The organism is Pseudomonas sp. UMAB-40, from assembly GCF_900095275.1.
Classification (GTDB): domain Bacteria; phylum Pseudomonadota; class Gammaproteobacteria; order Pseudomonadales; family Pseudomonadaceae; genus Aquipseudomonas; species Aquipseudomonas mandelii_B.
Window position 1 is genome coordinate 94,151 of sequence record NZ_LT607564.1, and the last position, 20,595, is coordinate 114,745.

Annotated in this window: 26 protein-coding genes; 20 read left to right on the forward strand and 6 right to left on the reverse strand. The window is 55.3% G+C overall.

Going from position 1 to position 20,595, the window contains the following annotated elements; genetic code table 11:
• Window positions 1-2: 2 nt before the first annotated feature.
• Genes K0F88_RS20045 through K0F88_RS20060 form a run of 4 tightly spaced genes read right to left on the reverse strand, consistent with a single transcriptional unit; the run spans window position 3 to window position 4,772 of the window.
• Window positions 3-527 carry a hypothetical protein gene (locus K0F88_RS20045; protein ID WP_219096236.1) on the reverse strand — a complete coding sequence of 175 codons (525 nt, stop codon included), beginning with the start codon at window positions 525-527 and terminating at the stop codon, window positions 3-5.
• Entirely contained in the window at window positions 517-1,836 is a 1,320-nt protein-coding gene (locus tag K0F88_RS20050; RefSeq protein ID WP_219096237.1) for a type 4b pilus protein PilO2, read from the reverse strand. The genes K0F88_RS20045 and K0F88_RS20050 overlap by 11 nt, the downstream gene beginning before the upstream one ends.
• Window positions 1,837-1,839: 3 nt before the next feature.
• Entirely contained in the window at window positions 1,840-3,561 is a 1,722-nt protein-coding gene (locus tag K0F88_RS20055; RefSeq protein WP_219096238.1) for a hypothetical protein, read from the reverse strand.
• 11 nt (window positions 3,562-3,572) lie between these two features.
• Window positions 3,573-4,772 (reverse strand): toxin co-regulated pilus biosynthesis Q family protein, encoded by a 1,200-nt coding sequence (locus tag K0F88_RS20060; RefSeq protein WP_219096239.1) that lies wholly within the window; start codon window positions 4,770-4,772, stop codon window positions 3,573-3,575.
• 1,412 nt (window positions 4,773-6,184) lie between these two features.
• Between K0F88_RS20060 and K0F88_RS20065 the strand changes: the two genes are divergently transcribed.
• From K0F88_RS20065 to K0F88_RS20110, 10 genes are all read left to right on the forward strand, one after another.
• Window positions 6,185-6,607: a DUF6283 family protein gene (locus tag K0F88_RS20065; RefSeq protein ID WP_219096240.1), complete on the forward strand. Its 423-nt coding sequence runs from the start codon at window positions 6,185-6,187 to the stop codon at window positions 6,605-6,607.
• A gap of 192 nt (window positions 6,608-6,799) precedes the next feature.
• Window positions 6,800-7,396 (forward strand): hypothetical protein, encoded by a 597-nt coding sequence (locus K0F88_RS20070; RefSeq protein WP_219096241.1) that lies wholly within the window; start codon window positions 6,800-6,802, stop codon window positions 7,394-7,396.
• A 127-nt stretch (window positions 7,397-7,523) separates the two neighbouring features.
• Window positions 7,524-7,796 carry a hypothetical protein gene (locus tag K0F88_RS20075; protein WP_219096242.1) on the forward strand — a complete coding sequence of 91 codons (273 nt, stop codon included), beginning with the start codon at window positions 7,524-7,526 and terminating at the stop codon, window positions 7,794-7,796.
• Window positions 7,797-8,034: 238 nt separating this feature from the next.
• A complete protein-coding gene (locus K0F88_RS20080; protein WP_219096243.1) occupies window positions 8,035-8,634 on the forward strand; it encodes a hypothetical protein in 600 nt (199 codons plus the stop codon).
• Between the two features lie 78 nt (window positions 8,635-8,712).
• Window positions 8,713-9,198 carry a hypothetical protein gene (locus K0F88_RS20085; protein ID WP_219096358.1) on the forward strand — a complete coding sequence of 162 codons (486 nt, stop codon included), beginning with the start codon at window positions 8,713-8,715 and terminating at the stop codon, window positions 9,196-9,198.
• 130 nt (window positions 9,199-9,328) lie between these two features.
• A complete protein-coding gene (locus tag K0F88_RS20090) occupies window positions 9,329-9,658 on the forward strand; it encodes a hypothetical protein (protein ID WP_219096244.1) in 330 nt (109 codons plus the stop codon).
• Window positions 9,659-9,942: 284 nt separating this feature from the next.
• Window positions 9,943-10,962, forward strand: coding sequence for a ParA family protein (locus tag K0F88_RS20095; RefSeq protein WP_219096245.1), 1,020 nt, complete (start codon window positions 9,943-9,945; stop codon window positions 10,960-10,962).
• Between the two features lie 107 nt (window positions 10,963-11,069).
• A complete protein-coding gene (locus K0F88_RS20100; RefSeq protein ID WP_219096246.1) occupies window positions 11,070-12,356 on the forward strand; it encodes a ParB N-terminal domain-containing protein in 1,287 nt (428 codons plus the stop codon).
• Entirely contained in the window at window positions 12,356-12,715 is a 360-nt protein-coding gene (locus tag K0F88_RS20105; protein ID WP_219096247.1) for a hypothetical protein, read from the forward strand. The genes K0F88_RS20100 and K0F88_RS20105 overlap by 1 nt, the downstream gene beginning before the upstream one ends.
• Before the next feature lie 329 nt (window positions 12,716-13,044).
• A complete protein-coding gene (locus K0F88_RS20110; protein WP_219096248.1) occupies window positions 13,045-13,623 on the forward strand; it encodes an endonuclease domain-containing protein in 579 nt (192 codons plus the stop codon).
• A 312-nt stretch (window positions 13,624-13,935) separates the two neighbouring features.
• Here the strand turns inward: K0F88_RS20110 and K0F88_RS20115 are convergent, their stop codons facing one another.
• On the reverse strand, window positions 13,936-14,511 hold the full coding sequence (locus tag K0F88_RS20115) for a type I-F CRISPR-associated endoribonuclease Cas6/Csy4 (protein ID WP_219096249.1): 576 nt from the start codon (window positions 14,509-14,511) through the stop codon (window positions 13,936-13,938).
• 181 nt (window positions 14,512-14,692) lie between these two features.
• Between K0F88_RS20115 and rdgC the strand changes: the two genes are divergently transcribed.
• The 7 genes from rdgC to K0F88_RS32490 all read left to right on the forward strand — a co-directional run bounded on the left by rdgC (window position 14,693) and on the right by K0F88_RS32490 (window position 18,306).
• The gene (gene rdgC / locus K0F88_RS20120; RefSeq protein WP_257605308.1) at window positions 14,693-15,622 is read left to right on the forward strand and encodes a recombination-associated protein RdgC; all 930 of its coding nucleotides are present in this window, start codon (window positions 14,693-14,695) and stop codon (window positions 15,620-15,622) included.
• A gap of 84 nt (window positions 15,623-15,706) precedes the next feature.
• The gene (locus K0F88_RS20125) at window positions 15,707-15,973 is read left to right on the forward strand and encodes a hypothetical protein (protein WP_219096251.1); all 267 of its coding nucleotides are present in this window, start codon (window positions 15,707-15,709) and stop codon (window positions 15,971-15,973) included.
• A 49-nt stretch (window positions 15,974-16,022) separates the two neighbouring features.
• Window positions 16,023-16,319, forward strand: a complete 297-nt coding sequence (locus tag K0F88_RS20130; protein WP_257605309.1) for a hypothetical protein — start codon at window positions 16,023-16,025, stop codon at window positions 16,317-16,319.
• 30 nt (window positions 16,320-16,349) lie between these two features.
• A complete protein-coding gene (locus K0F88_RS20135; RefSeq protein ID WP_219096252.1) occupies window positions 16,350-16,799 on the forward strand; it encodes a hypothetical protein in 450 nt (149 codons plus the stop codon).
• 88 nt (window positions 16,800-16,887) lie between these two features.
• Entirely contained in the window at window positions 16,888-17,421 is a 534-nt protein-coding gene (locus K0F88_RS20140) for a hypothetical protein (RefSeq protein ID WP_219096253.1), read from the forward strand.
• 31 nt (window positions 17,422-17,452) lie between these two features.
• A complete protein-coding gene (locus tag K0F88_RS20145; RefSeq protein WP_257605310.1) occupies window positions 17,453-18,073 on the forward strand; it encodes a hypothetical protein in 621 nt (206 codons plus the stop codon).
• Window positions 18,073-18,306 (forward strand): hypothetical protein, encoded by a 234-nt coding sequence (locus K0F88_RS32490; protein WP_257605311.1) that lies wholly within the window; start codon window positions 18,073-18,075, stop codon window positions 18,304-18,306. The genes K0F88_RS20145 and K0F88_RS32490 overlap by 1 nt, the downstream gene beginning before the upstream one ends.
• Before the next feature lie 97 nt (window positions 18,307-18,403).
• Here K0F88_RS32490 and K0F88_RS20150 read toward each other — a convergent pair whose 3' ends face one another.
• A complete protein-coding gene (locus tag K0F88_RS20150) occupies window positions 18,404-18,742 on the reverse strand; it encodes a hypothetical protein (protein WP_219096254.1) in 339 nt (112 codons plus the stop codon).
• Window positions 18,743-18,993: 251 nt separating this feature from the next.
• On the opposite strand from K0F88_RS20150, the gene K0F88_RS20155 reads away from it, so the two are divergent.
• From K0F88_RS20155 to K0F88_RS20165, 3 genes are all read left to right on the forward strand, one after another.
• Entirely contained in the window at window positions 18,994-19,320 is a 327-nt protein-coding gene (locus K0F88_RS20155) for a hypothetical protein (protein WP_219096255.1), read from the forward strand.
• A gap of 402 nt (window positions 19,321-19,722) precedes the next feature.
• On the forward strand, window positions 19,723-19,995 hold the full coding sequence (locus K0F88_RS20160; protein ID WP_219096256.1) for a hypothetical protein: 273 nt from the start codon (window positions 19,723-19,725) through the stop codon (window positions 19,993-19,995).
• 55 nt (window positions 19,996-20,050) lie between these two features.
• On the forward strand, window positions 20,051-20,587 hold the full coding sequence (locus K0F88_RS20165) for a hypothetical protein (RefSeq protein ID WP_219096257.1): 537 nt from the start codon (window positions 20,051-20,053) through the stop codon (window positions 20,585-20,587).
• Window positions 20,588-20,595: the final 8 nt, after the last annotated feature.

Below are 20,595 nucleotides of genomic sequence, written 5' to 3' on the forward strand. Positions count from 1 at the left end.
CCTTAAAGCGATGGATTGGTCAGACAAACTTTCCGTTGCGCACCAGCTACATCGCTGAGAAGTACGCAAGGCGTTTGGATGCTGACAAGTCGGTAACGGAAATTATCACTTGCACCCTCTGGCAACTCATAGCCACGTACAAAGCGGTAACGACCCCCTCCAATTTCCACGTCGGCTCGTAAGTCTTTGCCGATTCCGAAGATACCCATCACTTCAATTCGCACAGGGAGTTCGACCGGTTTTGGTGTCTCAGTTGGCTTGGGTGCCACTTCAGGTTTAGCTTCCCCAGAGGCGCCATTAGACAAACCAACGACCCCATACCCACCTTTGCGCTGTTCTTCCAGGAGCAGGCGCTGCTCCGCAACAAGTGCTCGTTGTGCATCTATAGCAAGCATCTGGTTAACCGTTGCAGGAACATCATTGCTCAGCACAAGAGGCAATGGTGTATCAGTAGCTGCGCTAACACACCCAGTCATTAGTACCGCGCCGGTTGCGATTACCCACGCAAGTAACTTGTTACTGAACATAAAATTCACCTGTTAACGTAGTCATGAAGACGCTATCGCGCAATGATGGAGATACAGCGCGCATTTCAACCTCAAATTTCAGTGATTTGATGACTGTTTCGTCTACTAGCGGCAGCACCGAAAGTGAACGTAGTGGTCCTTTGAAGGTGAAGCTCTGTTTACTAGGAATCTCAATTCCCTTCAGATTATCCTGAGGATAAGGAATCGGGATCTGCTCGCTACGGCCTTGCGAAACTTGAACAACGGTTGGGTTTGGAATTACAACTTTTACAGGCGGTAATAAATCCACAATTCGATAGGAGAACAGTACCCGCTGTAACTGACTAATGTAATTGACGCTGAACTGGGCCAGCGGTGATATCGCGGGCCGCGCCAATGGTTTGCGGGGCGCTGTTATCTCCCAACTCCCAATAGCCGTCGACAAGCCATCCCATTTCGCGACCCAACCTTCGGGCAAATTTGTTTTGAACGTGTAGTTTGTTGCTTCAACGGTGCGCCTGTATTTTGCAGCGCAATACCAGCCTTTCGAGGTAGGCACGCACTCACTTTCAAATAGCTGCCAACGCCCGATTACCATGGGGATTCGGCCCATGGCGTCATAGACACCTTTCAAACCCGGTTGACCGTCGATTTTTACCGTCTTCGCCCAATCATCCAGGGCGTTCGCCCACTCTGCGCGTGCATCTACAAACTGCTCAATGTTCTGCTCGCGCATCTTGCGCAATTGGTATTTCTTCCAGTACCCCAACCCGGTATCTACGAGCATCAGGCAAAGCAAGAGGCAAACACCAATTTTTACCGGCTTCGGCAGTTTCTCTATTGCAGACTTGACCGGCTGAAGTTCGGTATTGACGTTCAGGTAATGGGCCAGCTCCGCATCAGTGCCTGATACCTCCAACGCGCTGGAATGTCGGCTTTTAAAGTCGGCAACGATTTCATCTGCTTCAGCTGCCGAACAGACGACGTCGGTTCCTTTACTGACCATGCCGTCATGGCAGCCAACAACCCAGTACCTGCCGTCGTGTATTTTCTCCTTGGCAATCATTGCGCCAGTTTGATGGCTCAACGCAAACATCGCGGCGGCGGAGTAAAGCTTGCGCGCTATCTTGTTGTTTTTTTCGTCGGGAAGCTGAATTGTGCCGACGGCCGCCGAGTGCGCGCCAGCCGAGACAAAGTGCGTTGCTTTAACTGCAACAGCTTCTTTTTGAGATTTACCCGGCAAGCCTGAGCCGATCAGGGGCTTCCACTTGATCCCGCCGAAGACGAGCCAGGCATTCGGCGTTAGCTGCTCAATGTAGGCGTCGGTCATTGGTTACTTCTCACTGACTCGGGCGGTGAGAACGAACACCGTGACGCGCTTGAGGCTATTCGTGACATCAGAGCCGCCAAAAATCATTGGCATCGAGCGGTCGGTACGTGCTGCGTCATATTGCGAAGTGTCAACCGTTGCCGCGCTGACAACGTATGGTTGACCGCTACGCACAACGGCACTGCTCTGAAGATTGTCGCCCTCGGAGGCTGGCGATTGAACGTAACTGCCGTCAGGCAAAAACTGCTTTGTGATAATTGGTTTTGGCGTGTTGTCGAATTTCACCGCCAAACTGATATCGCCATCCGAGTAGGCATTGGGGATGACCTGAATAATACGTCCCGATACCTCTTCGGCCTGAGTCACTGTAACGGTTGGCCTGCTTGCATCAGAGGTAGCTTGTGTCTGTTCGAGTTTGTCGATGTACTTCTCGCGCCTTGGTTTGCCAGAAGTTGCTGGCGTACCATTGAGGGTGCCAAAGCTATTCACCTTTCGATCAACGATTTTGCCGAGTCGGGAGAGGGCTTGCATCGCAATGGATGAACCTTTCCATGGCCCTTCACCCGCAGTGGCCGCAACGGAAAGTGCAGCACCTTCTTGTTGAATCAGGCTGTTGAGCCCGTCGACGTTGAACTTGCCGCCCGCGCTGTTGAACATCACGTTCAAATTCACGCCTGTATTGGAGTTCGTGTTCTCTTCAATGGTGATTTCTTCCCACACCATATCGATGCGACGCTGGCGCATCGTGTTCTCTTGACGCACAAAGTTTGCGATTTGATCCAGCGCGCCCTTGGTGTCAGTCACTACGAGCATACCGCCAGCGCCAGCCGCAACTCGCCCTGAGCGAGTCATGAACTGATTGATTCGCCCAATCATCGCCCCCATCGGACCGTCCTTAACGTCAGGCAGCTGAAGATTGGATTTGGATTTACTCGCCATGCCGGAAGTACTGCCGGCGTCCACCGCTCCAGTCAGCTCCATCGACATGTCCCCGTTTGTTGCCCACTCAGCACCGCGGATTTCGAACGTGCGGGTTTCTGTGCGGTAAAAAACGATGCCGGCCGTCTGGTCGTCGAACTTCCAGTACACGCCCCGCCGCATCGCGATACCGTCCAGGACATTCGCCAGAATCTGTGGCGGCTCCTTTGGTGGTGCCTTGGCTGATGATGTGGACTTAGATGGCGAACTAGACGGCGTGGTGACAATCGGTTGCGAGGTGATCGGGGCGCCGACACCAGGCAGAGGCGAGTTTAGATTTATTGGGGCACTGCTGGCTTGCACCACTCCCTGCGAGACCATGCCTGGGCCGCCATTCTGGCCAAGACCCAAATTCGGCAAGAATGCTTCAGCAGGCAACAATGCATCCGGCATAACCTTGACCGGTATGCCGGTGGCCTGAGTAATTCGGTCCGCTACGACTAACAGGTCACCAGAGTCGCGAAACAGCAGCGTAACGTCGACCATGCCGCGAAGCGCTGGAGGCAGTGTTACGTCCCGTGCAAGCGGAATGGCCTTGCCTGTGATGTAGGGCAACGGAACGTCTTGAGCCGCGCGCTTTGCTTCCAAAGTCACGTTATTCACGGTACGGCCGTATTTATCGTAAGTAGTGCGCCCCATGTCCTCCGAGAGGCGATCAGTTTCGCGCTTATCACTGTACGTTGAGCACCCGGCTGCAAGGCACGCCGCAACCAATACAGCAACCGGTTTGAATTGAAACTGCTTCAAAGAATTCATCATTACCGGTCGCTCGGGTTACACACTTCGTTGATAGGGACAACACGCACCACTTTGTTGAGGTAGAAGCACGGTTGAAGAGGTGTAGCCCCCAGCTCGGTGGTGCCGATCAACTGGCGAGTAGCCGTTTTGAAGTCGCCGGAAAAAGTGGCGCCAGCGGTGATTGGGATGTCGACAGGCACAGCCCAATGCTCGGGCTCGAAGGTCCAGCCCGCCGCGCGAGTCCAGCCCTTGAGTGCTTCACGAATGGTTTTGTCATTCGGCCCGACTTTCCACGTAGGTATGGCAGGCACAAATGGTTTTGGCGGCGCGACTGCGATAGGCGCTGACGGAGCCACCACAGCGACCGGCACTGAGTGTGCAACCACCGCAGACGCTGAAGCTGATGCGACTACTGGTGCCGGACGGGACGCGCTCGTGACCGATCCGGTTACTGGCGCAGGCGTGGCTGAAGGAGTGGTCGGAGCAAATGTTTTGCTGTTGGCCGCCGCAGGCGATCCGTTGGCCTGAACGGCAACTGGCGTTGAAGGTGCGGCCATGACTACGACACCACTGGACGATGCGGCCTTAGCGGTCCCAGGTGTTGCGCTGGTGGCGGCTTGGGATGGCGTGAAGGCAGATGCAGAGGTAGTGGTCGAGCTTGGGCGTGCAGGTTCAGGGATAACGCGCAACTGGCTGGCTTGGCTGGCCATGCTGACGCGGCCCTTGCTGAGCATGATGGTCTTGTCAAACCAGTCAATGTGGAAGTGCAGCGCGTAGCGGTCACCAATTTGCTTGAGCACTTCAGGCCACGCGCGACCTCCCGAAAAGCTGATGCGCTCTGGCACGTCTTTTTCGGACATCGACTTGTCGCGATACTGCTGCCAGCCCGACGGCAAGATCATGGTCATGGCATTCACGAACGGAACAGAATCGCCAAACCCCGGCACCATGCCAGGCTCACCCGAACCGCGCTGCGACACCGGCGAGTACGCGAGGTCAACCATCAGCGCTGCATCTTTGTACTTGGCCTGCTTGGGGGCCATGCTGCCGCTTGGTGTTTCAAACGTTGCGCGACCTTCTGCGTCGTAAGGCTGGAATTTGCCCATCGGCCCGTTTTCGGTGCTGAGGACATTCCCTTCATCCAGAATGAAAGCACCGTAAGCTGTTGAGGACGCTACGGCTGCCGCGAGGAGCGCGGTTGCGATGATGCTGCGCTTCACAGGCAAACTCCTTTTCCAGCTTCACTTGAATTTCGGGCTTTCATTCCAGCTCCAACCTCTCGTTGAAAATCTTCGGCTAAGTCGCACCCTTGCGCTGCCGCTGGCAGCGTCGGGTGGAAAGCACTTGTGTTTGTGTCGATCTACTCAGTCGCGCTTCAAACGTGACCAGTCATTCACCAATGGGAGGCCTCGAAGGCAGACGCCAGTAAGGCTGCTGAACAAACCATTGGCATGGCGTGCAAGATACAATAATACTGTACATAGCTGGTTCAGGTGTCAAGAATTTAGCTGCCGAGCGAAAAAACTCTGAGCACCAAGTAAATTGGATTGCGATGTGGGCGGAGCGCCCCTTACGCATTCAGTTCACGACACCGATTGGCGCTAGCCCCTGATGGGCCTTTGATGATCCCGATACCGCGACGTGCGTAGGCTCTTATGAACAAAACAGTAACCCCCGCCGAACTTTGCAGCGAAGCTTGTGACCTGCTACGCCAATCGGACGCAATGAAACGACTTCACGGCGAGTGCCCCCCTCGCAACATCCAATTGCTTATGGACCAGATGGCGATGACCGCCGAGAATTTAGCCGGCGAAGCTGGATTTCTTGCTGCGCGACTTGGCATGGCAGCCCAGGTGCCGAGCCCAGCTGAAGGTGTCCGAGTGCTTTCATCGGCGTTCCTTGGTAGCTACGCCCTTGAAGATGACGGCCTGTGGGGAGGCAGTCAGTCCCCTGATGTCAGGGACACACGCGGGGACGAGATGCGAATAGCCCAGCACTCCGCGCATCGCGAACAAACTATTTGCAGCAGCATGTGATTTGCATATATCGTTTCTCGTGAAGGCCGGGTAACCACCAAGGCCACTACCGGGTATCCCGATGAATTGCCACCCCCCCTCCCCCAGGTGGTGCGAGCGCATGTCCCGCTCTCCACCTTCGCAGTGCCTGGCAGCCATATCGCCAGTTCTGTCATTCCATCCAAGCTCCGGCCGGCTGGTGCTCAATGGCGCTGATTAGAAGTGCGTGCCTAACCGTGGCCGCTGATTGGGTTCCACCTACATCAACAGAAATTCGATCCCTCGTAACAATCATCAGCGAGCGCAAAGGAAAACCCCTGAGCGGACGCGATATTGCCGATCTTTTACGACTTGGCGAGAGCGGCGCTCGGACGTACCGCAAGTGGGTTGGTGGCGAGAGCGAAGTCCCTTATGCGGCGTGGGCCGTACTTTGCGAAATCGGCGGGTTTGGCCTTATCTGGCGGGTGGGCGATAAGCCTGCACTCTTGACTGTCTGACTGACTCAGTAGAAATCGAAGCACCGCACCAGACGCAATTGCAATTTGAGTTCAAGGCCGCTGCGCGGGTTTGGAACGGGCAAAGCAGGTCGGCGGTGAAGCAGTTTGAAGGGATTGAGCATGACCAAGATCGAAATCATTGAAACCCGAGCTGCTGGCGATGAGCACCAGGTTGTGACTTTCAGTCGCCCAAATGGCGGCGCACGGGACTATCGCCGCAAGCCTTGCAAGACCTGTCCTTGGCGTAGAGACGCGGCGGGCGAGTTTCCTGCCGAGGCTTTCCGCCATTCCGCTCGTACCGCTTATGACATGGCGATTCCTGTGTTCAGCTGCCACAGCGGCGGCACCTACAAACCCGCTACGTGCGCAGGCTTCTTGATGCGCGGCGCAGACCACAACTTGAGTGTTCGTCTTGCTTACCATCGTGGAGAGATAGGTAACGATCTGGACGACAATGGACTGGCCTTGTTCGACTCCTATCGTGAGATGGCCATCGCCAACGGCGTGGATCCGGACGACCCTACAATCAAGCCTTGCCGCTGACTGAATCAGTCACGACAACCTGTGCGCCTTCGTCACCAGGTGCACTTGCTTGTGGCGACCTTTATTCATTGCAGGCGTGATCGCCGAGAAAGGAAGGGCTCAAAAAACATAGATTGTTTATAGATAACTATATACTGGTTTATAATTAGGTGTATACTAACCCCATGTTGATTTGTCACTAGGGGTTTTCACATGAACAAGAATGTTTCGGCCTTAGCCACCCGCCTTTGCGGTCACTCTGCACTGACCTCGTTCTCGACCTATCGCTCTGAGCGTTCGCGTGATGCTCTGTATGCGTCCGCCTCGCTGTGCGGTCAATGTCGCATCGACATTCGTGAGCTGGTCGCCCCTCGTGACAAGGGTTTTCATCGGCTGGCCCTGCCAGCTATGGTCGGCGTCACCCAGAAACAAATCAGCTACGCCAACACCCTGCGCATCAAAGCCATTCGCCAGTTCGGCCCTGTGATGGCGCATCTGGCGCTGTCTGATGCGCCCTACGCGAAGCATGCGCTTGCTGCCTACGAGATGCTGTTCAAGATCACGCGTGCGGCCTTCTGGACCGAGCACACGAAGTTCCCTTTTGACTCTGCGTGGGTGACTTCGGAAATCGAATCGCTGATGCAGAAGCGTGTGACACCGGGCAACCCACCAAGCGCCAACTCAGCGTTTAAGTATTGGCTTGAGGTCAATCCAAAGGTGATTGTTGAGGCGCGCGCCAACTTGCCTGAGGCCTTGCCAGAGCATCCACCTTTGCCGCCTGCCGCACCTGAGATGAGCGCCCAAGCCTGAGCGACATTGGTGGCCGTCAAACGTGGCGGCCCTCCCCTATGTCGCTGTGGGAGGCTGGCAATTGCCAGCACGCCGCGACAACTGAATTGCACACCCACAATAACCCAGCCCCTTGAAGGAGACCTGCATGAACCAGGAAATTAAACCCGCGAACACCGAAACACCATTTTCCGCTTTCCAAGAGCGGCTGGTGCGTGCTGCGTTCGAATACGTCGCGACCTTTGCCCCTGAGGTCGCCAGCGTTGAATACGACGAAGAGTGCCGCTGGTGCTTCATGGGCTCGGACGGAAAGCCGGTCGTGTTTCCGGAGCGTGGCGCTGATGGCAAGGTGCTGGATGTGAGCGCCTTGGAGGCCGCTGCTGATGCGGTGGACTTCCCGTCGAAGTTCTCCCGCTCCTAATAGGTGTCGCCCTCCCGAGAATCATCCGGAGGGCGCACCGCTGGTGCAAGGCCCGTCAGATCCGGCAGCAATCTCCAGCCGGACAATGCCTGTCGTGCCGGCAAAGAAAGTTTATAGGAAAGTATGAACTCTGCTTGTGTGGTTTACCCTTTAGTGTAAACTGAGCATATCGAGACGGGCAGCTTCAAAAAAGCTTCCTGAACCCTCAGAACTCAGTTTCTACTCAGGACACAGCACCATGACAACTTCGAAGAACGCACCGCAGTACACCCGCCCAGTAACCTTCCTGCCTGTCGTCGTCGACGGCGTTGAAACTGCTGTGGTGTTTGAGTATCGCGGGCGGTCTCTGGAGGTGACATTTGTCGTGGATGAAAACGACCTGCAACTTGATGATGTACGTGACCTTGCTTGCTCCGCCGAGGAAGTAGCGGAGTTTGAGCGTGGCGAGTGGTTCTTTCATCAGCTGTGCGTTTATGCGCTGGATGCTGACGGCAACAAGTTGGAGCTGTGTGATGCAGAGACTGAGCAGTGGGACTCGGGGCTGCCAAACTTTCGCAACCACAACGAGCTGATTTACTCGCTCTGCGACATGATTTGCGACGAGCTGGACGAGTGCGACTTTCCGTTGAGCTTTAGCGGGTTCTTCGTGGATTGGAACGGCGACACCCGCAAGGTTGTGCAAGGCGGCAACGGCGCTGAATACGCTTGTACAGTCGACAAGGCATGCAAACGGGCCGATGTTTTCAACAGGGCTGGCGAGTGCATCTTTGAAGCTGACGTCTACCTCACCCTTGAAGACATCGCTAAAGCCGGCGTTGTCGTGAACCTGATCAAATAAAAGCCTGCCATAGCGACGAAGAAATCGCCGGCACGCGTGGGCTGCTGGCGGAGCTGAATACAAATCGGAGGTTGTGAGATGTCGAACGTGAAATTCAAAGTTATAAGCTCTGAGCTGGATCAAGAGTTTCAAATCGTTGATGCCAGCGGCAAGTTCGTTGTCTTGGCGCCGACCGCCAAGCCCCACTCTGCCGCCGCGTGGCACAACAAGAAAAAGCCTGTTGGTGAGTTGTGGGAGTCGATTTCAACTGCCGAAGAGCGCAAGTTGATTGCTGATATCATCAGCGCACCCGGTGCAACAGTAGAAGCGATCCGCTTGAAAGCGGTAGCCGCGCAGGCACTCCTCACGCCTGATGCAAGCACTCAAAAAGAGCCAGCGAGCATGAGCAGTGAACAGCACGAAGATAACTGGGTGGAGTTCTCGCACGCCGGTAAGCGCTGGTCGTTTGATGGTGCTGAGCTGGCGTTGTGGGATGAAGAGGAGGAGGAGTTCCATTTTTATGCCTATCACCAGCTTTCCGAGCCGACAGCAAATTCGGTGATTGCGTTCATCGATCAGCTGTAACTCTAGAGGCCCCCAATCAATGGGGCCTGTCAAAAGCCCTCTTACTCAAGTCGGCTTTTGACAGGACAGAGCAAACGAATTGCCCCGGATCGCTGGGGCTATCAACTGTCACAGGCCATGGACAAAAAACATGATCACTGCTGAATACATTTACCCTGCTGAGCCGCTGGACCACAAACGTGCTTACTTCGAAATAGGGATTAAACGAATCGCAGTTGAGCGGTTCGACTACTCCCGCAATGACGCGCTACTCAAAAGCCTCATTGAGCGTAATCGCAACGGCCGCTATGCGGTTGAATGGGTCCGTGGGGCGTGGGAGGGCTTTAACATGGCGCAGACCCCTTTTGTGGTCATTGACGAATTCCGTGCCCCCGTTTGCCAAACCTGCGGAGACGATGGGTACATTGCCGAGCCGCGAACGCCAGGTATTGACTGCCCCGATTGCACCAGCCCTGAGTGAAGGATGGCGGCAGACGGTTCTGAGACTCAGTGCGGTATAGGGCATATCCGAACTCACCAGTTAAAGGCTCGCTACGGCGGGCCTTTTTGTCGCTGCATTTTGAACAGCCACGAACATCTTCAAGCAGCCGCCAAGCAAAATAGTCAACAGGCCTAACCGCGATTTCATACCACGCAAAAATCGAATTTGTACTACACAAGTTGTACCACAGCTGTGTATGATCCCTCCCCATCGGCGAGCAGAGATGCTGGCTACCCAACTCAGGACACCCAGGAGCGTCAACGATGGCGGCCAAAGCACAAGTCTTCGACTTCCACCTCAAGCCACTCACGGTCTGTGTGGCGGCGAACTACAAAGGGGGCGTAGGGAAGACTGTAAGCAGCCGCGTACTCGTTCAAGGTCTGGCTTACTTCTCCATGTTCAATCAGGGAAAGCCGATCCTCTACATCGACCTTGATCCGCAGGGCAACACTGGCCTGCGCTGGAACCTGCTGGAAATCGTCAACGGGTCCATCTTGAAAGTGCCGCGCCCTCACCCGAAGCTGGTCGAGGATCGCGAAGACGTTACCCGAACTTCTGTCTGTGATCTGTGGCTCACCCTGCTTGGCCAGGGCGATAGCGTTGTGCCGATCCCTTACCCGAGTAACACCGGCGAAATTCTGGAAAACATGGGGATCATTCCGAAAGACGTTAGCCAGCCGGTTGGCAGCGACCTGATCCACATCGTTCCGAACAACGAAAACCAACTGATGGATATGCAGAGCTTCCGCACCGGTTCAGCCGGCGCATTGGAGGCGGCTAAAATTTTCCGCGACTGGCTACGTTCGCCAGAGTTGGCCGAGCAATACAGCTTTGTTGTCATCGACACTCCGCCGACCCGCAACTCGATTATCGACATCGCCATTCACGCGGCAACGCACATCTACATTCCATTTATTCCAGAAGTGCAAAGCGTTGACGGTGTGATGGCAATGGTTAGCTACTTCCAGACCAAAATCAGCGAGCGTCGTGAGTCAGACGACCTGCCGCTGACACTGCTGGGACTACTTCCAAACATCGTTCAAGAACAGACGCTCGTACATCAGCAGCAGATCAACCGAGTGAAAAACTCTCCGTTGAGCGATTACTTGATGAGCCCCCTTCGCAGGGCAATCGACTACCCGGAAACGGATAACTGGCGGAACACGCCTGATCAAGTGTTCGCGGCCAAAAACAGAAACTGCTGTGTGGATTCAACCAGGTTTGTGAAGCAGGCCGCGAAGAAGCTGATGGAAGACCGCAATGGCTGGGAGCGGATGGCATGAGTAGGAAATCAATCGCGACGGCCTCGAACTCCAGCGAACTCAATGGCCTATTAACTGGCGAGCAGAAACTTCAGGATGCAGCGTCATCGCTCAAGCCTGTATCCAACGTGTTGTTCAACCAGATCCGCACCACGCCGCTCAATCCGCGTTACAACGATCTTTCGTCCGCGCTTATCATTCAGGCCAATTTCAAAACCGCGACCGGCGAACCACGGCATTCCAGTTCTTCGCACGTGAACAAGCTCTCCCGCAATCGCGCGGTGTCGTGGGCTCTGCATGCGAAAAACGGCTGGTTGAAATCGGAGGCTGGCAAAGTATGGCTGGCGGCAGAAGCGCGGCACGGCCACAAGTTCAACTTCGATAACCCTGACGAAAAAGAAAAGGACATCATCTGGAAGGCGTACATGCGCCGCTGGCTTGAGCGTGTTGAGCGCATGCTGCTGCGCGAGCCGCCAGATGCAGTCACTCTCAAGCGCTGGGAGGCCATTCTTGGCCGACCGCCCCAGGTGAGCACGCCAGTTCCTGAAGGCCCTGACCGTAAGCGTGTTCAAAAACTCGTCAACGAGTGGAACGAGCTGATTGCTCTGTCTGCCAACGTGGCCAAAGACGGGTTAATTTCCCCTCTTCGTCTGCGCCCGATGACCGGCTACTTCGAGATTGTTGGTGGCGAGCGCCGGTACTGGGCTTGCCGTATGGCGAACATTGACTACATCCCGTCTGTAGGCGCCACGGCTGACGATCTGTCGGCGATGAGCCAGACGATCCACGAGAACTTGGACCGCCTGGACGTTTCGCGCGGTGGTTGGGTTATCGCATTTCGCCGCTACTTTGAAAAACTGCTCGGCGAGCCGTGTGGGCCAACGAACAAGAAGTTGACCATCTCGGTATTTGAGAACGAGTTCGCTGGCCGCTCCAAGAGTTGGGCACACCGCTGGCGCGGGATCTGCAAACTACCGGAAGACTCGCAACTGCTCGCCGACATCTGCTCGGGAGCACTGAACAACGTCCAGAAAATTGATGAAGCGGTTCGGGCGTACCACCGGCGCTTCAAACTCGGTGAAGACCCTGAGCCGAACCGTGTGACCGACACCGAAAACAATGACCCTGATGGGAATGCACCGGCCAACCCGCCAGCTAACCCTGCGCCTAAGCCACCGGCCAACCCGGCGCCAGCGGCATCACTCAAAGTGCGGCTGCCTGGCACTGAAGCCGGCGTGAAGTTGCTCACGGCGATCAACGAAATTGATGGTATGGACGACAACACCAAGGCCGTCATCAGTAAAGCCATGAACGGCTGGCGCGGTGCGCCGGACAAGCAGCGGAAAAAGTATCTGGAGGAAGTGCTGTCAGCCTTCACCTTGTCGCTGGATTCGCTCGAAGAGGTTGATGTTTGATGGCTCGGATTCCAGCGCCAACAACCAAGAAGGTCGCCGTAGCCACGACTTCATATCCGTTGTGGCTTCCAAACGATCAATTGGAAATCATCAAAAAGGCTCAGGCCGCGTCTAAAAAGCTCTGGCCCGAATGGGTGGCTGACGCCATGCAGCGATTCAAATGTGAGCCGGAGGAAGAAATAGAAGTGTTGCTGCAAACGTGGCTGCGCGGTCGCAAGGACAAGACCAGGATCAACATTCGAATCACCGAATCAACGCTAGATGAAATCCATGAGCTGTGCGCCAAGAACGTGAATGCGTCGAAGCAGGCCTGTTTGCAGCACGCACTTTATATCCACGCACTACGGATGGGCTCTTGAGTTGGCGGGAAAAGCCGCCATCTGGCCATGTGCTAAACTAGCTCCCGTATTTAGTAACGTTTTCACTGTTCCCAAGTGATTTTTCCTCTGAAAAGAGGTGCTTCAAAAACCACAATCAGCTGTGTCCAATTGCTGATGTTCGCCGCCGTATAGGCGGGGTTGCGTGTGCATATGTTTGTTGTATGCATGATATTGCGACATACCTACTCTGCCGAATAGGCAGAACTGCACGAGACGCTGAATAGCGATTTCAAACTACCGCCTGCTGGTGATCCGGCAGGCGGCGCCTGCTGCCGCTGAATAAGTGGGACAGGTTCTAAGTGCTGAGAGTGAAACTGCTGCATAAGCAGAATTCCACATCCAGGACATCACCGATGGGCCTTCGCCTTTCTCCCGCCGACGCCGCCAATCGCGGCTTAATTTCCCACGCCGATGCTGCCGAAATGGAGCGCCAGGCGCGCTCGGGACGCAACCAAGTTCCCGTAGTTAAAGGCATGCCAAGGCCTGTCGCCGTTCCAGCGCCGAAGTCTGAGCCTGCGCCAGCGGCTAAGCAGCTCAACGCGCAAAAGAAAGCTGACAACGAAATCCCCCAGCGCCGGCTGTTCGATGCACTACGAGTGCATCTGCCTGATGCTCAGTGGGAACGTGAAGGTCTTATCGAGAACCGGAAGTACCGCGCCGACATTTTTGTGCCTCCCAACATCGTCCTTGAAATGGATGGGTTCGGTTTTCACCGTTCCAAGCAAGCTTTTCAGAATGACCGCCTACGTTCGAACATCTTCACGCAACACGGCTTCCGCGTGTTCCGCGCGTTCACCAAACAGTGCCTGGACGATGCCATGCTTGCCGATCTGGTGGCGCTGATTGTCGACGCGCACGGGCGCTCGGCGCCGGCGAATGTTCAATGAGGGAGAGAGGGGTGGTGGCAGCTGCACGCAGCTGCCAGCCGGTGTAGCACCCACTTATTCAGTGGAAAATTGCGACGCTGACGGTGGGAGGTCAGGGTCACAGGAGGCGCTTATTCAGCGAGGTGTGAACGCCGCATATTCTGCGGAATTCTTGGCCTAAGCTCCCTCTTCAACCAAGCGTACTGCCTCAGGTGAAGCGGATAGCGAATCATATCGAAATGCCACTATCCGTTTCGCGGCGCATCATATCAGCAGATGGCGCGAGGGGAATAGTGGCACTGATTCAAAACGTGTAGGCGATGCGTGCACCGCTCAAAAACGCGGGACCGGAACTCCCAGGCCATAGGAGTTCGGGGTGTTGTCGATGACGTCCTGATGTGTCGGCCGCTCACGGCAAATATCCAGCGGAAACATTTTGTTGGTCGACAGTGAAACCAGCATCAGCGTGTGCGTCTCGACTTCGTGCTGGGTGTATTCCTTCGGCTCTTCACCGCGCGCAATCGCACGACGGACCAGTCGCGCAGCACTTGACGCGCTTTTGCTTCGCCCAGGTTGGCGATGGCGCTTGAAGATCCAAGTTATTTTGGCTTCGTTCGGCACGTCGTTGATAGGGCTGACGATCATGGTTTTCTTCGCGCCTTTCACTCGGCTCGCCTTCATAGCCTCGTTATCAAGCTCAGGCTTGAGCTGCTGCAATTCTTCGTCGGTGCCAAACACGCGCATCACTACGCCAAAGTAGTTTGCCGACGATGCCCATTTCGGCCAATCGACCACAAGTTTTGCGCCGCCGCTGTTTAGGCTGTGGACGGCCAGCATCACGCGGACGAAGTGCCGCTTTGCGATCACTGGATCAGAAGCACGTACTTCGACGAATCGTTTGAGAATCATGGTCTGGCTCGTTCACATGGGTTTCATCCGGCATTGGTCAACCAGAAGGCGCGCCAATAAGTGATTTGATTTTACGCATAAATCAACAACGTGCAATAGTATGAAACATTGTTGATCGAGTATGATCGCAACTTCAAAGCAACGCTTTCGCTCACCAAACCACTCTTGAGTACTGTCCGTTATGACTTGGTTCAGAAAACTGTCGATGTACCGCATCACTGGCGCTGCAAACTTTGAAATTGAGACGCTGGAAGCGGCCATGGCCACGAAGCCGGCGCGTAAACTGGCTGATCTGGAAATGAAGCACTACGGCTTCGCTTCCCCTCTTCCTGCTCAAGACGGCGTGGAATCTACGATTCTGGCTCATCCGGTCGCTGGCGCCATTCTGGTGAGCGCTGTGTGCAACTTCCGCCAGATCCCAGGTGATGCAGTCAAAGATGAACTGAACAGCCGAATCGCAGTGATCGAGCGCGAGCAGTCTCGCAAGGTGCGGGGAAAAGAGCGTGCCGATCTGAAAGATCTGGTAATTCAGCACCTGATGCCGCGCGTGCTGCCAAAGCAGAAGCGGACCACCGCACTGATACTGCCGGCGCAAAATCTGATTCTGGTGAACACCACCAAAGCGGCCGACGCAGAAGACTTGTTGAGCAGCCTGCGTGAAGTTATGGGCTCGCTTCCAGTCCGCCCACTGACGACGGTGGATGCACCCTCCGCAGTCATGACAGGCTGGCTCAGGGATAAAGAGAGCATGCCGGAGAACTTTTTCACCCTCGGCGATGCACTGCTTGTTGGCGATGAAAAAAGCCGCGCACAACTCAAGGACATGGACATGGCCGGTGAAGAAGTCCTGATGCACCTGACTTCGGGTATGAGCGTGTCGAATCTGTTGCTGGCCTTCGGCGACCAGTTCTCGTACCGACTCAGCGACAAGCTTCAGATCGAGCAGATCCGTTTCGAGGACGTGATCATGCAGGACGCCAAAACGAGCGCCGGTGATGACGTGAGCCAGACGTTCGATGCTTCGCTGACGATCATGATCGGCACCTTTACCAAATTCATTGGTGAATTGACCCAGGCCTTCGGCGGCGAGCCGGACCACCAGTCGATCTAACGCCCGTCCCAAGCCGGTACGCGCGGGGGGAGCCATCGCCCCCGCCCTCTTGCCAAGCAACCTCCCAGCGATAGGAATTCTTTCATGTCCAAAATCACGACGCGCGTTTACCAGCTGCCAGCTGATGACGTCGCCAGAGACAAGTTTGTTACTGGCCTCAAAGCCCTCGAAGAAGAGTGCGGTGTCACTTTCATTTCAGGTTCTATGAACGATGAAATGGGCTATGCCGATTTGCTCGCAACCGAGCTGGCTGAGCACATTGGTGAAATGGGCGTAGAGGACATGCGCCAGAAATTCGAACGCGCAGCTCGCGACGATTCGCCAGCGCCAGCTAGCGACCAACCTCAGTAAGTCGGCGCCCGCAATCACATTAACAACCGCGAGATCAGGATCCTCAGGCATGCCCAAATTTAATATTGTTGTTGCTGTATCTGCCCTGTCCCTGCTGTCACTCGGCGGCTGCGCCTCTCAATCGCAATTGAACGCGCAGAGCCAGCAGCTCGCCGCAATAGAGCTGACCCTGACCCAAATGCAAGCCAACCAGGTTGAATCGATCGCTCTGCAAAAAACACAGGTTGCCCAGCAGATCGAGAGCCAGAACATCCAGACATTGCGGCGCCAGCAGAAACTGAAAAACGCGCTTGGCCTGCAAAATGTGTCGCTTCTGCCTGAACGTGAAACCGAACATTCGCGCTAACAGTTTTTTACCTTAAAAGAGGGATTTAAGATGACGCCAATTTCAGCGGTGGATAGCGCACCTGAATACGCCTACGCGCGACGCGTTGAAGCTGACGTGTGGGTTGACGACAGCCTTGCGGCATACCTCAGCGACGGAGAAGCCCTTGTGGGCACCGTAATTGCCCGAGCAATCATCGAACGCCCCCAGGCAAGTCATTTTCTGCCGGACGCAGACAAGATCATTGAAGTCATGGCTGAAGAGGCGCAGGGCTCCGACTACAGCGAGTTTGCGGACGACTTCCCTACGGTGTCCGATGAAGCACAAAAAGAGCTGGAAGCGCTGCTGGAGCCCCTGAAGGCATGGGCTGATCGTCATTGCAGTGTCTCGTTCTTCTCGGTCACTCAACCTGAGCCCTACACCGTCACAGCTACCGATATCGCCGCCGCCGAGCAGTATCGACGCGATGAAGTTCAACGCGCTGAAGCCGCGTGCCACTGACCTGAGCTGTCGTATCTTGAACCATCAAGACTTGCTCCGCAGTTCAGACGCCCCAATCACAAAACACACGTACTCACAGGACTGATGAATGTTCATCAAGAAGCGGAAACACGAACAACTAATGTCAGCGCTGGAAGCCATGCTGGCTGAGAGCATCACGTTCAGCGCCCAACTGGAAGCTCGCGCAATCAAGGCCGAACAATCAGCGCTGAAGTTAGTGGAGCAAATGAAGCAACGCCTACTAGAAGCATCCGAATTCAGCTCGATAGGTGAAGCCGCATACGCCTATGCAGATGAGTTTGATGAGTGCAATCCTGAGTGGGGCGACGCCAATCAGGATCTGTGGGATACCGCAGCGTGTGGTGCGATTCTATTTGCTCAGCAGCACGCAGCCGAGGCGCAGATTGCGTTCTTCAAACTTGGAGCCTGCGTACCTTATGCCCTATCTGGTAATGATCAAGACCAGGTGATGTCTGCTCGCCTTGTCGATCCTACTTTCGGTGGGATCGATATCAGTGTTAACGGCAAGTACCTACGGACCATTGATATTCACGGAGGGGATAGCACAGTTCAATGGTTTTCCAATCTGGTCACTTCCCCACCCGGTTACCTCGGTGTCTGAACTGCGACAGTAAGCCCCCTCGGAGACAGCCATGGCCACCATCCTCAAGAAGAAAGATCAGGGCAGCATTGATGATTATGTTGCTCCCGTCGCCGCTGCGCGGAAAGAACGAGAAACCATCAAGAAGGAATCCGAGCTGTGCGATGTCTTCATTCGTGAGTTCAATTCGATTGCGGGCTGGACCTGCTACCCGGAGGCTGCTGGTTTTGATGTGCTGGTCGTTCACTCGGATGGCCGACAGATTGGCGTTGAAGCAAAGCTGGCGCTCAATGCGAAGGTGGCTGACCAGATCCTGCCGAACTGTGGTGATGAGTTTTACGGGCGCGCAGGGCCGGATCATCGACTTGTGATCGTCAGCAAAATTACTGATGCCAATGCCGGCATCGCGAAGATGTTGCGGCGCCTAGTCGTGAAGGTGTTGCAGCCACGGCAATCGTGGGAAAGGACCGGTTATGAGTGGACATTCGACCTCAAGCACCAGCTGCTGTGTTACGAAAGCGGCGTTACGTTCTTCGGCAATGAGCGACTATTCGACTGGTCCCCCGAAGAGCGGTGCCGTGTCCCTGCCCTTGTCACGGACCTGCCTGCTGGTGTGCCTCCCCCGTGCGGCTCACGCCATGGAAAGAGTCTGCACTTAAGGTCGTTGCGCTGATGCGCAGCCAAGGCCACATCACGGCCGAGCAGATTGCTTCATTCGGCATATCGACAACGTCTTGGACACAGCCAGCGGGCTCCAAGCCTGCATGGTTGGCCAAGGGCAGTGCGCGCGGGTTGTGGGTAGAGACAGAACACATGCCAGCTTTCGATAAGCAGCACCCCGACATGTACGAACTGGCGCTGATGAATCTCGCGGCTGAGCCGCAAAAGGCGCTTACCCTGTTCTAGGGTGCCCCTACGTCCGGCATTACGTTGGGAGCCTGGCCCCGCGACTGACGGAGCCAGGTGTATCAGGGCATTTCCCTGAATGCTTAAACACCGTCGATTAACGGCTGAATGCACGATCCAGAAGTGGGCGTGATTCGGCAATGGCAATGCCCAGGTCATCTACGGTTTTGGCGGCTTCAGCGCGCGCTTGAAAATCGCCCAGCTCAGTCAGCACCCCATCGTTGTTGCCTGCATGGTAAAGGGTGTGCTGAACGCCTTCCAGTGTGCGAAGGACGTTGCTTTTGGTCTCTTCAAAGTTGTGCTGGCTACCCGAGACAGTGGCCTGAGCCCAGCCCGTCAGCGGATGGTGACGCACCTCGATTTTGTTATCGAACATGCGGTTGTAAGAGCCCTGTACGAAGCCTTCAATGACGAGGCCGTGGTTTGTGTCGTTCATGTTTGTACCTTACTGCCTTACTGATGCCGAGCGCGTGGAAGTCACGGCCCTATGCTGCCGACGCCCTTCTTTAGTGTTAGATCCGACATGGCTGGGCCAGCATATGCGAGCGATCAGCTGCCGACCAGCAGTGACCGCTTCAGAAACATCGTCCATTCATTTTTCGCAGAAAATAAGCCAGATCAATTGCTTTACAGGTTTACCGTATAGGGTAAACTGCTAGCATCTAATGAACTTGGAGTGCACTGCCGATGGACCTCAACGAAGTGTGTGATTGCTGCAACGCTGAGCTTGAGCCAGGACAGATTGGGCTGTGCGAGATATGCCAGCCGGAACTGAGCCAAGAGCTGCTGGCAAACGCTGAGAACTCCGCTGACCCAATGCTGGCCGGCGAATCAAAAATGCTGGCGCTTAGTGAGCCCGCCATGCGCTCAAATTACTTTGACGGTGTGAAAGTCGGGTTCATGTACGCAGAGGGCGCTGAGGGTGTCTGGAAAGGCTGCTATGGCCGCACCTTTGAGCATGAAGCTCCAGCTTTGCTCGTTGATGAGCAGAGCATCGAGCAGCCGGCGAAGTAGTGGGTACGCCCGATATGGCTATCAGGATCTGTGCGCAAAACGCCGTGAATGGTGAGTTCTCGCTGTGCGGTGACGCCTTCGATGCATTCGCAAGTGGCTTTGCAAAGGAGGAGCACAACTGCGCCGGTCGCAGACAGGTCGTTACCTGCCCGAGGTGTTGTCAGATCATCCAGAATCTTCGCGACATGCGTCACCGTCTCAAGCCACGAGAAACGCCCCCTATATAGCCCGCAAGCACGTCCCCCCAACCCCGTTCTTCGGGGTTTTGTCGGTAATAGAGTGCGGTCGTCGTGCTCACCAAATCTGGCCATCCACACCCGCACTGAAGTGCTCGTGTCCGGCCTTTCAAATCACCATTTGTTCGCCCTCATTGGGCGGTAACCGGCTGACGGACAGATTACTATGAGCATTCGCTTGGAGTTGCAGTGCATCAACCTGAACGATCCTTCCACCGATGACTGCTACAGCATGAACGAGAAGGGCCTCAGCGCGGTCGCTGACGACTCGCAGGCGGATGTTGCTCGGCAGTACAAGTTGCTCCAGGTGCTGGCGCATACACATGGCTGGCGCTGGGCAAAACTCGAACAGGGCTCGAAGGGTTGGCTCTGCCCCTGCTGCGTTGAGCTGTATGAAGATCAAACTGGCCTTGCATTAAACGGTGCCGTATCGCCGTAGCACTACAACACCAGCGCGCGATGTCTGCGCCCCACCATTTTTTTAGGACTGCTGAATGGACTATTCATCTGTAGAAGAAAGCGCTGTACAAGAAATAATGGCCATCATGCGCTGCATGACTGGTGCCGAGATTGCCTCAATGCTGGAAGCGCAAGGACAGGCGCAGGAACGGGGCGAGCCTTTGCCGCCAATCCCTGCCGTGTACCGGACGCGTCTGGCGCTCAAGCGCGCTGCTGATCGCTTGAATGTAGCCGTTGAAAAACTGAACGCTGAGGATGCCGGCGAATTGGTTAAACCACCTACCCCTCCCACCCCACCATTGATGATCGATGCATCTGAGCTAAAGCTCTGTGTTCAGGATGCCGACAATGCTTGGCAGACAGTGATCAGGGAAGATGAGTACTGGCACGTGATTCAAGAAAAATCGTTCGCGATTCCACCGGATCCGGCCGACACCCTGGCCCTGAAAGAACAAACGGAAGTGGTGAAAGTTGCCAAGGCTACACACGCCTATGCATCCGGCTTGGTCATTGCCAAATTACGCACTGCGATCATCGCCGCTGAAGTACACGAAGCTCACCGCGCCAGCTAAGAGGGCTT

Excerpts from the sequence above, each read along its gene's own strand:
- K0F88_RS20085 (WP_219096358.1), top strand. The coding sequence starts at position 8,713 with ATGTCGAACGTGAAATTCAAAGTTATAAGCTCTGAGCTGGATCAAGAG.
- K0F88_RS20050 (WP_219096237.1), bottom strand. The coding sequence starts at position 1,836 with ATGACCGACGCCTACATTGAGCAGCTAACGCCGAATGCCTGGCTCGTC.
- K0F88_RS20130 (WP_257605309.1), top strand. The coding sequence starts at position 16,023 with ATGCCCAAATTTAATATTGTTGTTGCTGTATCTGCCCTGTCCCTGCTG.
- K0F88_RS20080 (WP_219096243.1), top strand. The coding sequence starts at position 8,035 with ATGACAACTTCGAAGAACGCACCGCAGTACACCCGCCCAGTAACCTTC.
- rdgC (WP_257605308.1), top strand. The coding sequence starts at position 14,693 with ATGACTTGGTTCAGAAAACTGTCGATGTACCGCATCACTGGCGCTGCA.
- K0F88_RS20145 (WP_257605310.1), top strand. The coding sequence starts at position 17,453 with ATGGCCACCATCCTCAAGAAGAAAGATCAGGGCAGCATTGATGATTAT.
- K0F88_RS20155 (WP_219096255.1), top strand. The coding sequence starts at position 18,994 with ATGGACCTCAACGAAGTGTGTGATTGCTGCAACGCTGAGCTTGAGCCA.
- K0F88_RS20090 (WP_219096244.1), top strand. The coding sequence starts at position 9,329 with ATGATCACTGCTGAATACATTTACCCTGCTGAGCCGCTGGACCACAAA.
- K0F88_RS20150 (WP_219096254.1), bottom strand. The coding sequence starts at position 18,742 with ATGAACGACACAAACCACGGCCTCGTCATTGAAGGCTTCGTACAGGGC.
- K0F88_RS20115 (WP_219096249.1), bottom strand. The coding sequence starts at position 14,511 with ATGATTCTCAAACGATTCGTCGAAGTACGTGCTTCTGATCCAGTGATC.
- K0F88_RS32490 (WP_257605311.1), top strand. The coding sequence starts at position 18,073 with ATGCGCAGCCAAGGCCACATCACGGCCGAGCAGATTGCTTCATTCGGC.
- K0F88_RS20095 (WP_219096245.1), top strand. The coding sequence starts at position 9,943 with ATGGCGGCCAAAGCACAAGTCTTCGACTTCCACCTCAAGCCACTCACG.
- K0F88_RS20105 (WP_219096247.1), top strand. The coding sequence starts at position 12,356 with ATGGCTCGGATTCCAGCGCCAACAACCAAGAAGGTCGCCGTAGCCACG.
- K0F88_RS20075 (WP_219096242.1), top strand. The coding sequence starts at position 7,524 with ATGAACCAGGAAATTAAACCCGCGAACACCGAAACACCATTTTCCGCT.
- K0F88_RS20045 (WP_219096236.1), bottom strand. The coding sequence starts at position 527 with ATGTTCAGTAACAAGTTACTTGCGTGGGTAATCGCAACCGGCGCGGTA.
- K0F88_RS20125 (WP_219096251.1), top strand. The coding sequence starts at position 15,707 with ATGTCCAAAATCACGACGCGCGTTTACCAGCTGCCAGCTGATGACGTC.
- K0F88_RS20165 (WP_219096257.1), top strand. The coding sequence starts at position 20,051 with ATGGACTATTCATCTGTAGAAGAAAGCGCTGTACAAGAAATAATGGCC.
- K0F88_RS20065 (WP_219096240.1), top strand. The coding sequence starts at position 6,185 with ATGACCAAGATCGAAATCATTGAAACCCGAGCTGCTGGCGATGAGCAC.
- K0F88_RS20140 (WP_219096253.1), top strand. The coding sequence starts at position 16,888 with ATGTTCATCAAGAAGCGGAAACACGAACAACTAATGTCAGCGCTGGAA.
- K0F88_RS20160 (WP_219096256.1), top strand. The coding sequence starts at position 19,723 with ATGAGCATTCGCTTGGAGTTGCAGTGCATCAACCTGAACGATCCTTCC.
- K0F88_RS20070 (WP_219096241.1), top strand. The coding sequence starts at position 6,800 with ATGAACAAGAATGTTTCGGCCTTAGCCACCCGCCTTTGCGGTCACTCT.
- K0F88_RS20135 (WP_219096252.1), top strand. The coding sequence starts at position 16,350 with ATGACGCCAATTTCAGCGGTGGATAGCGCACCTGAATACGCCTACGCG.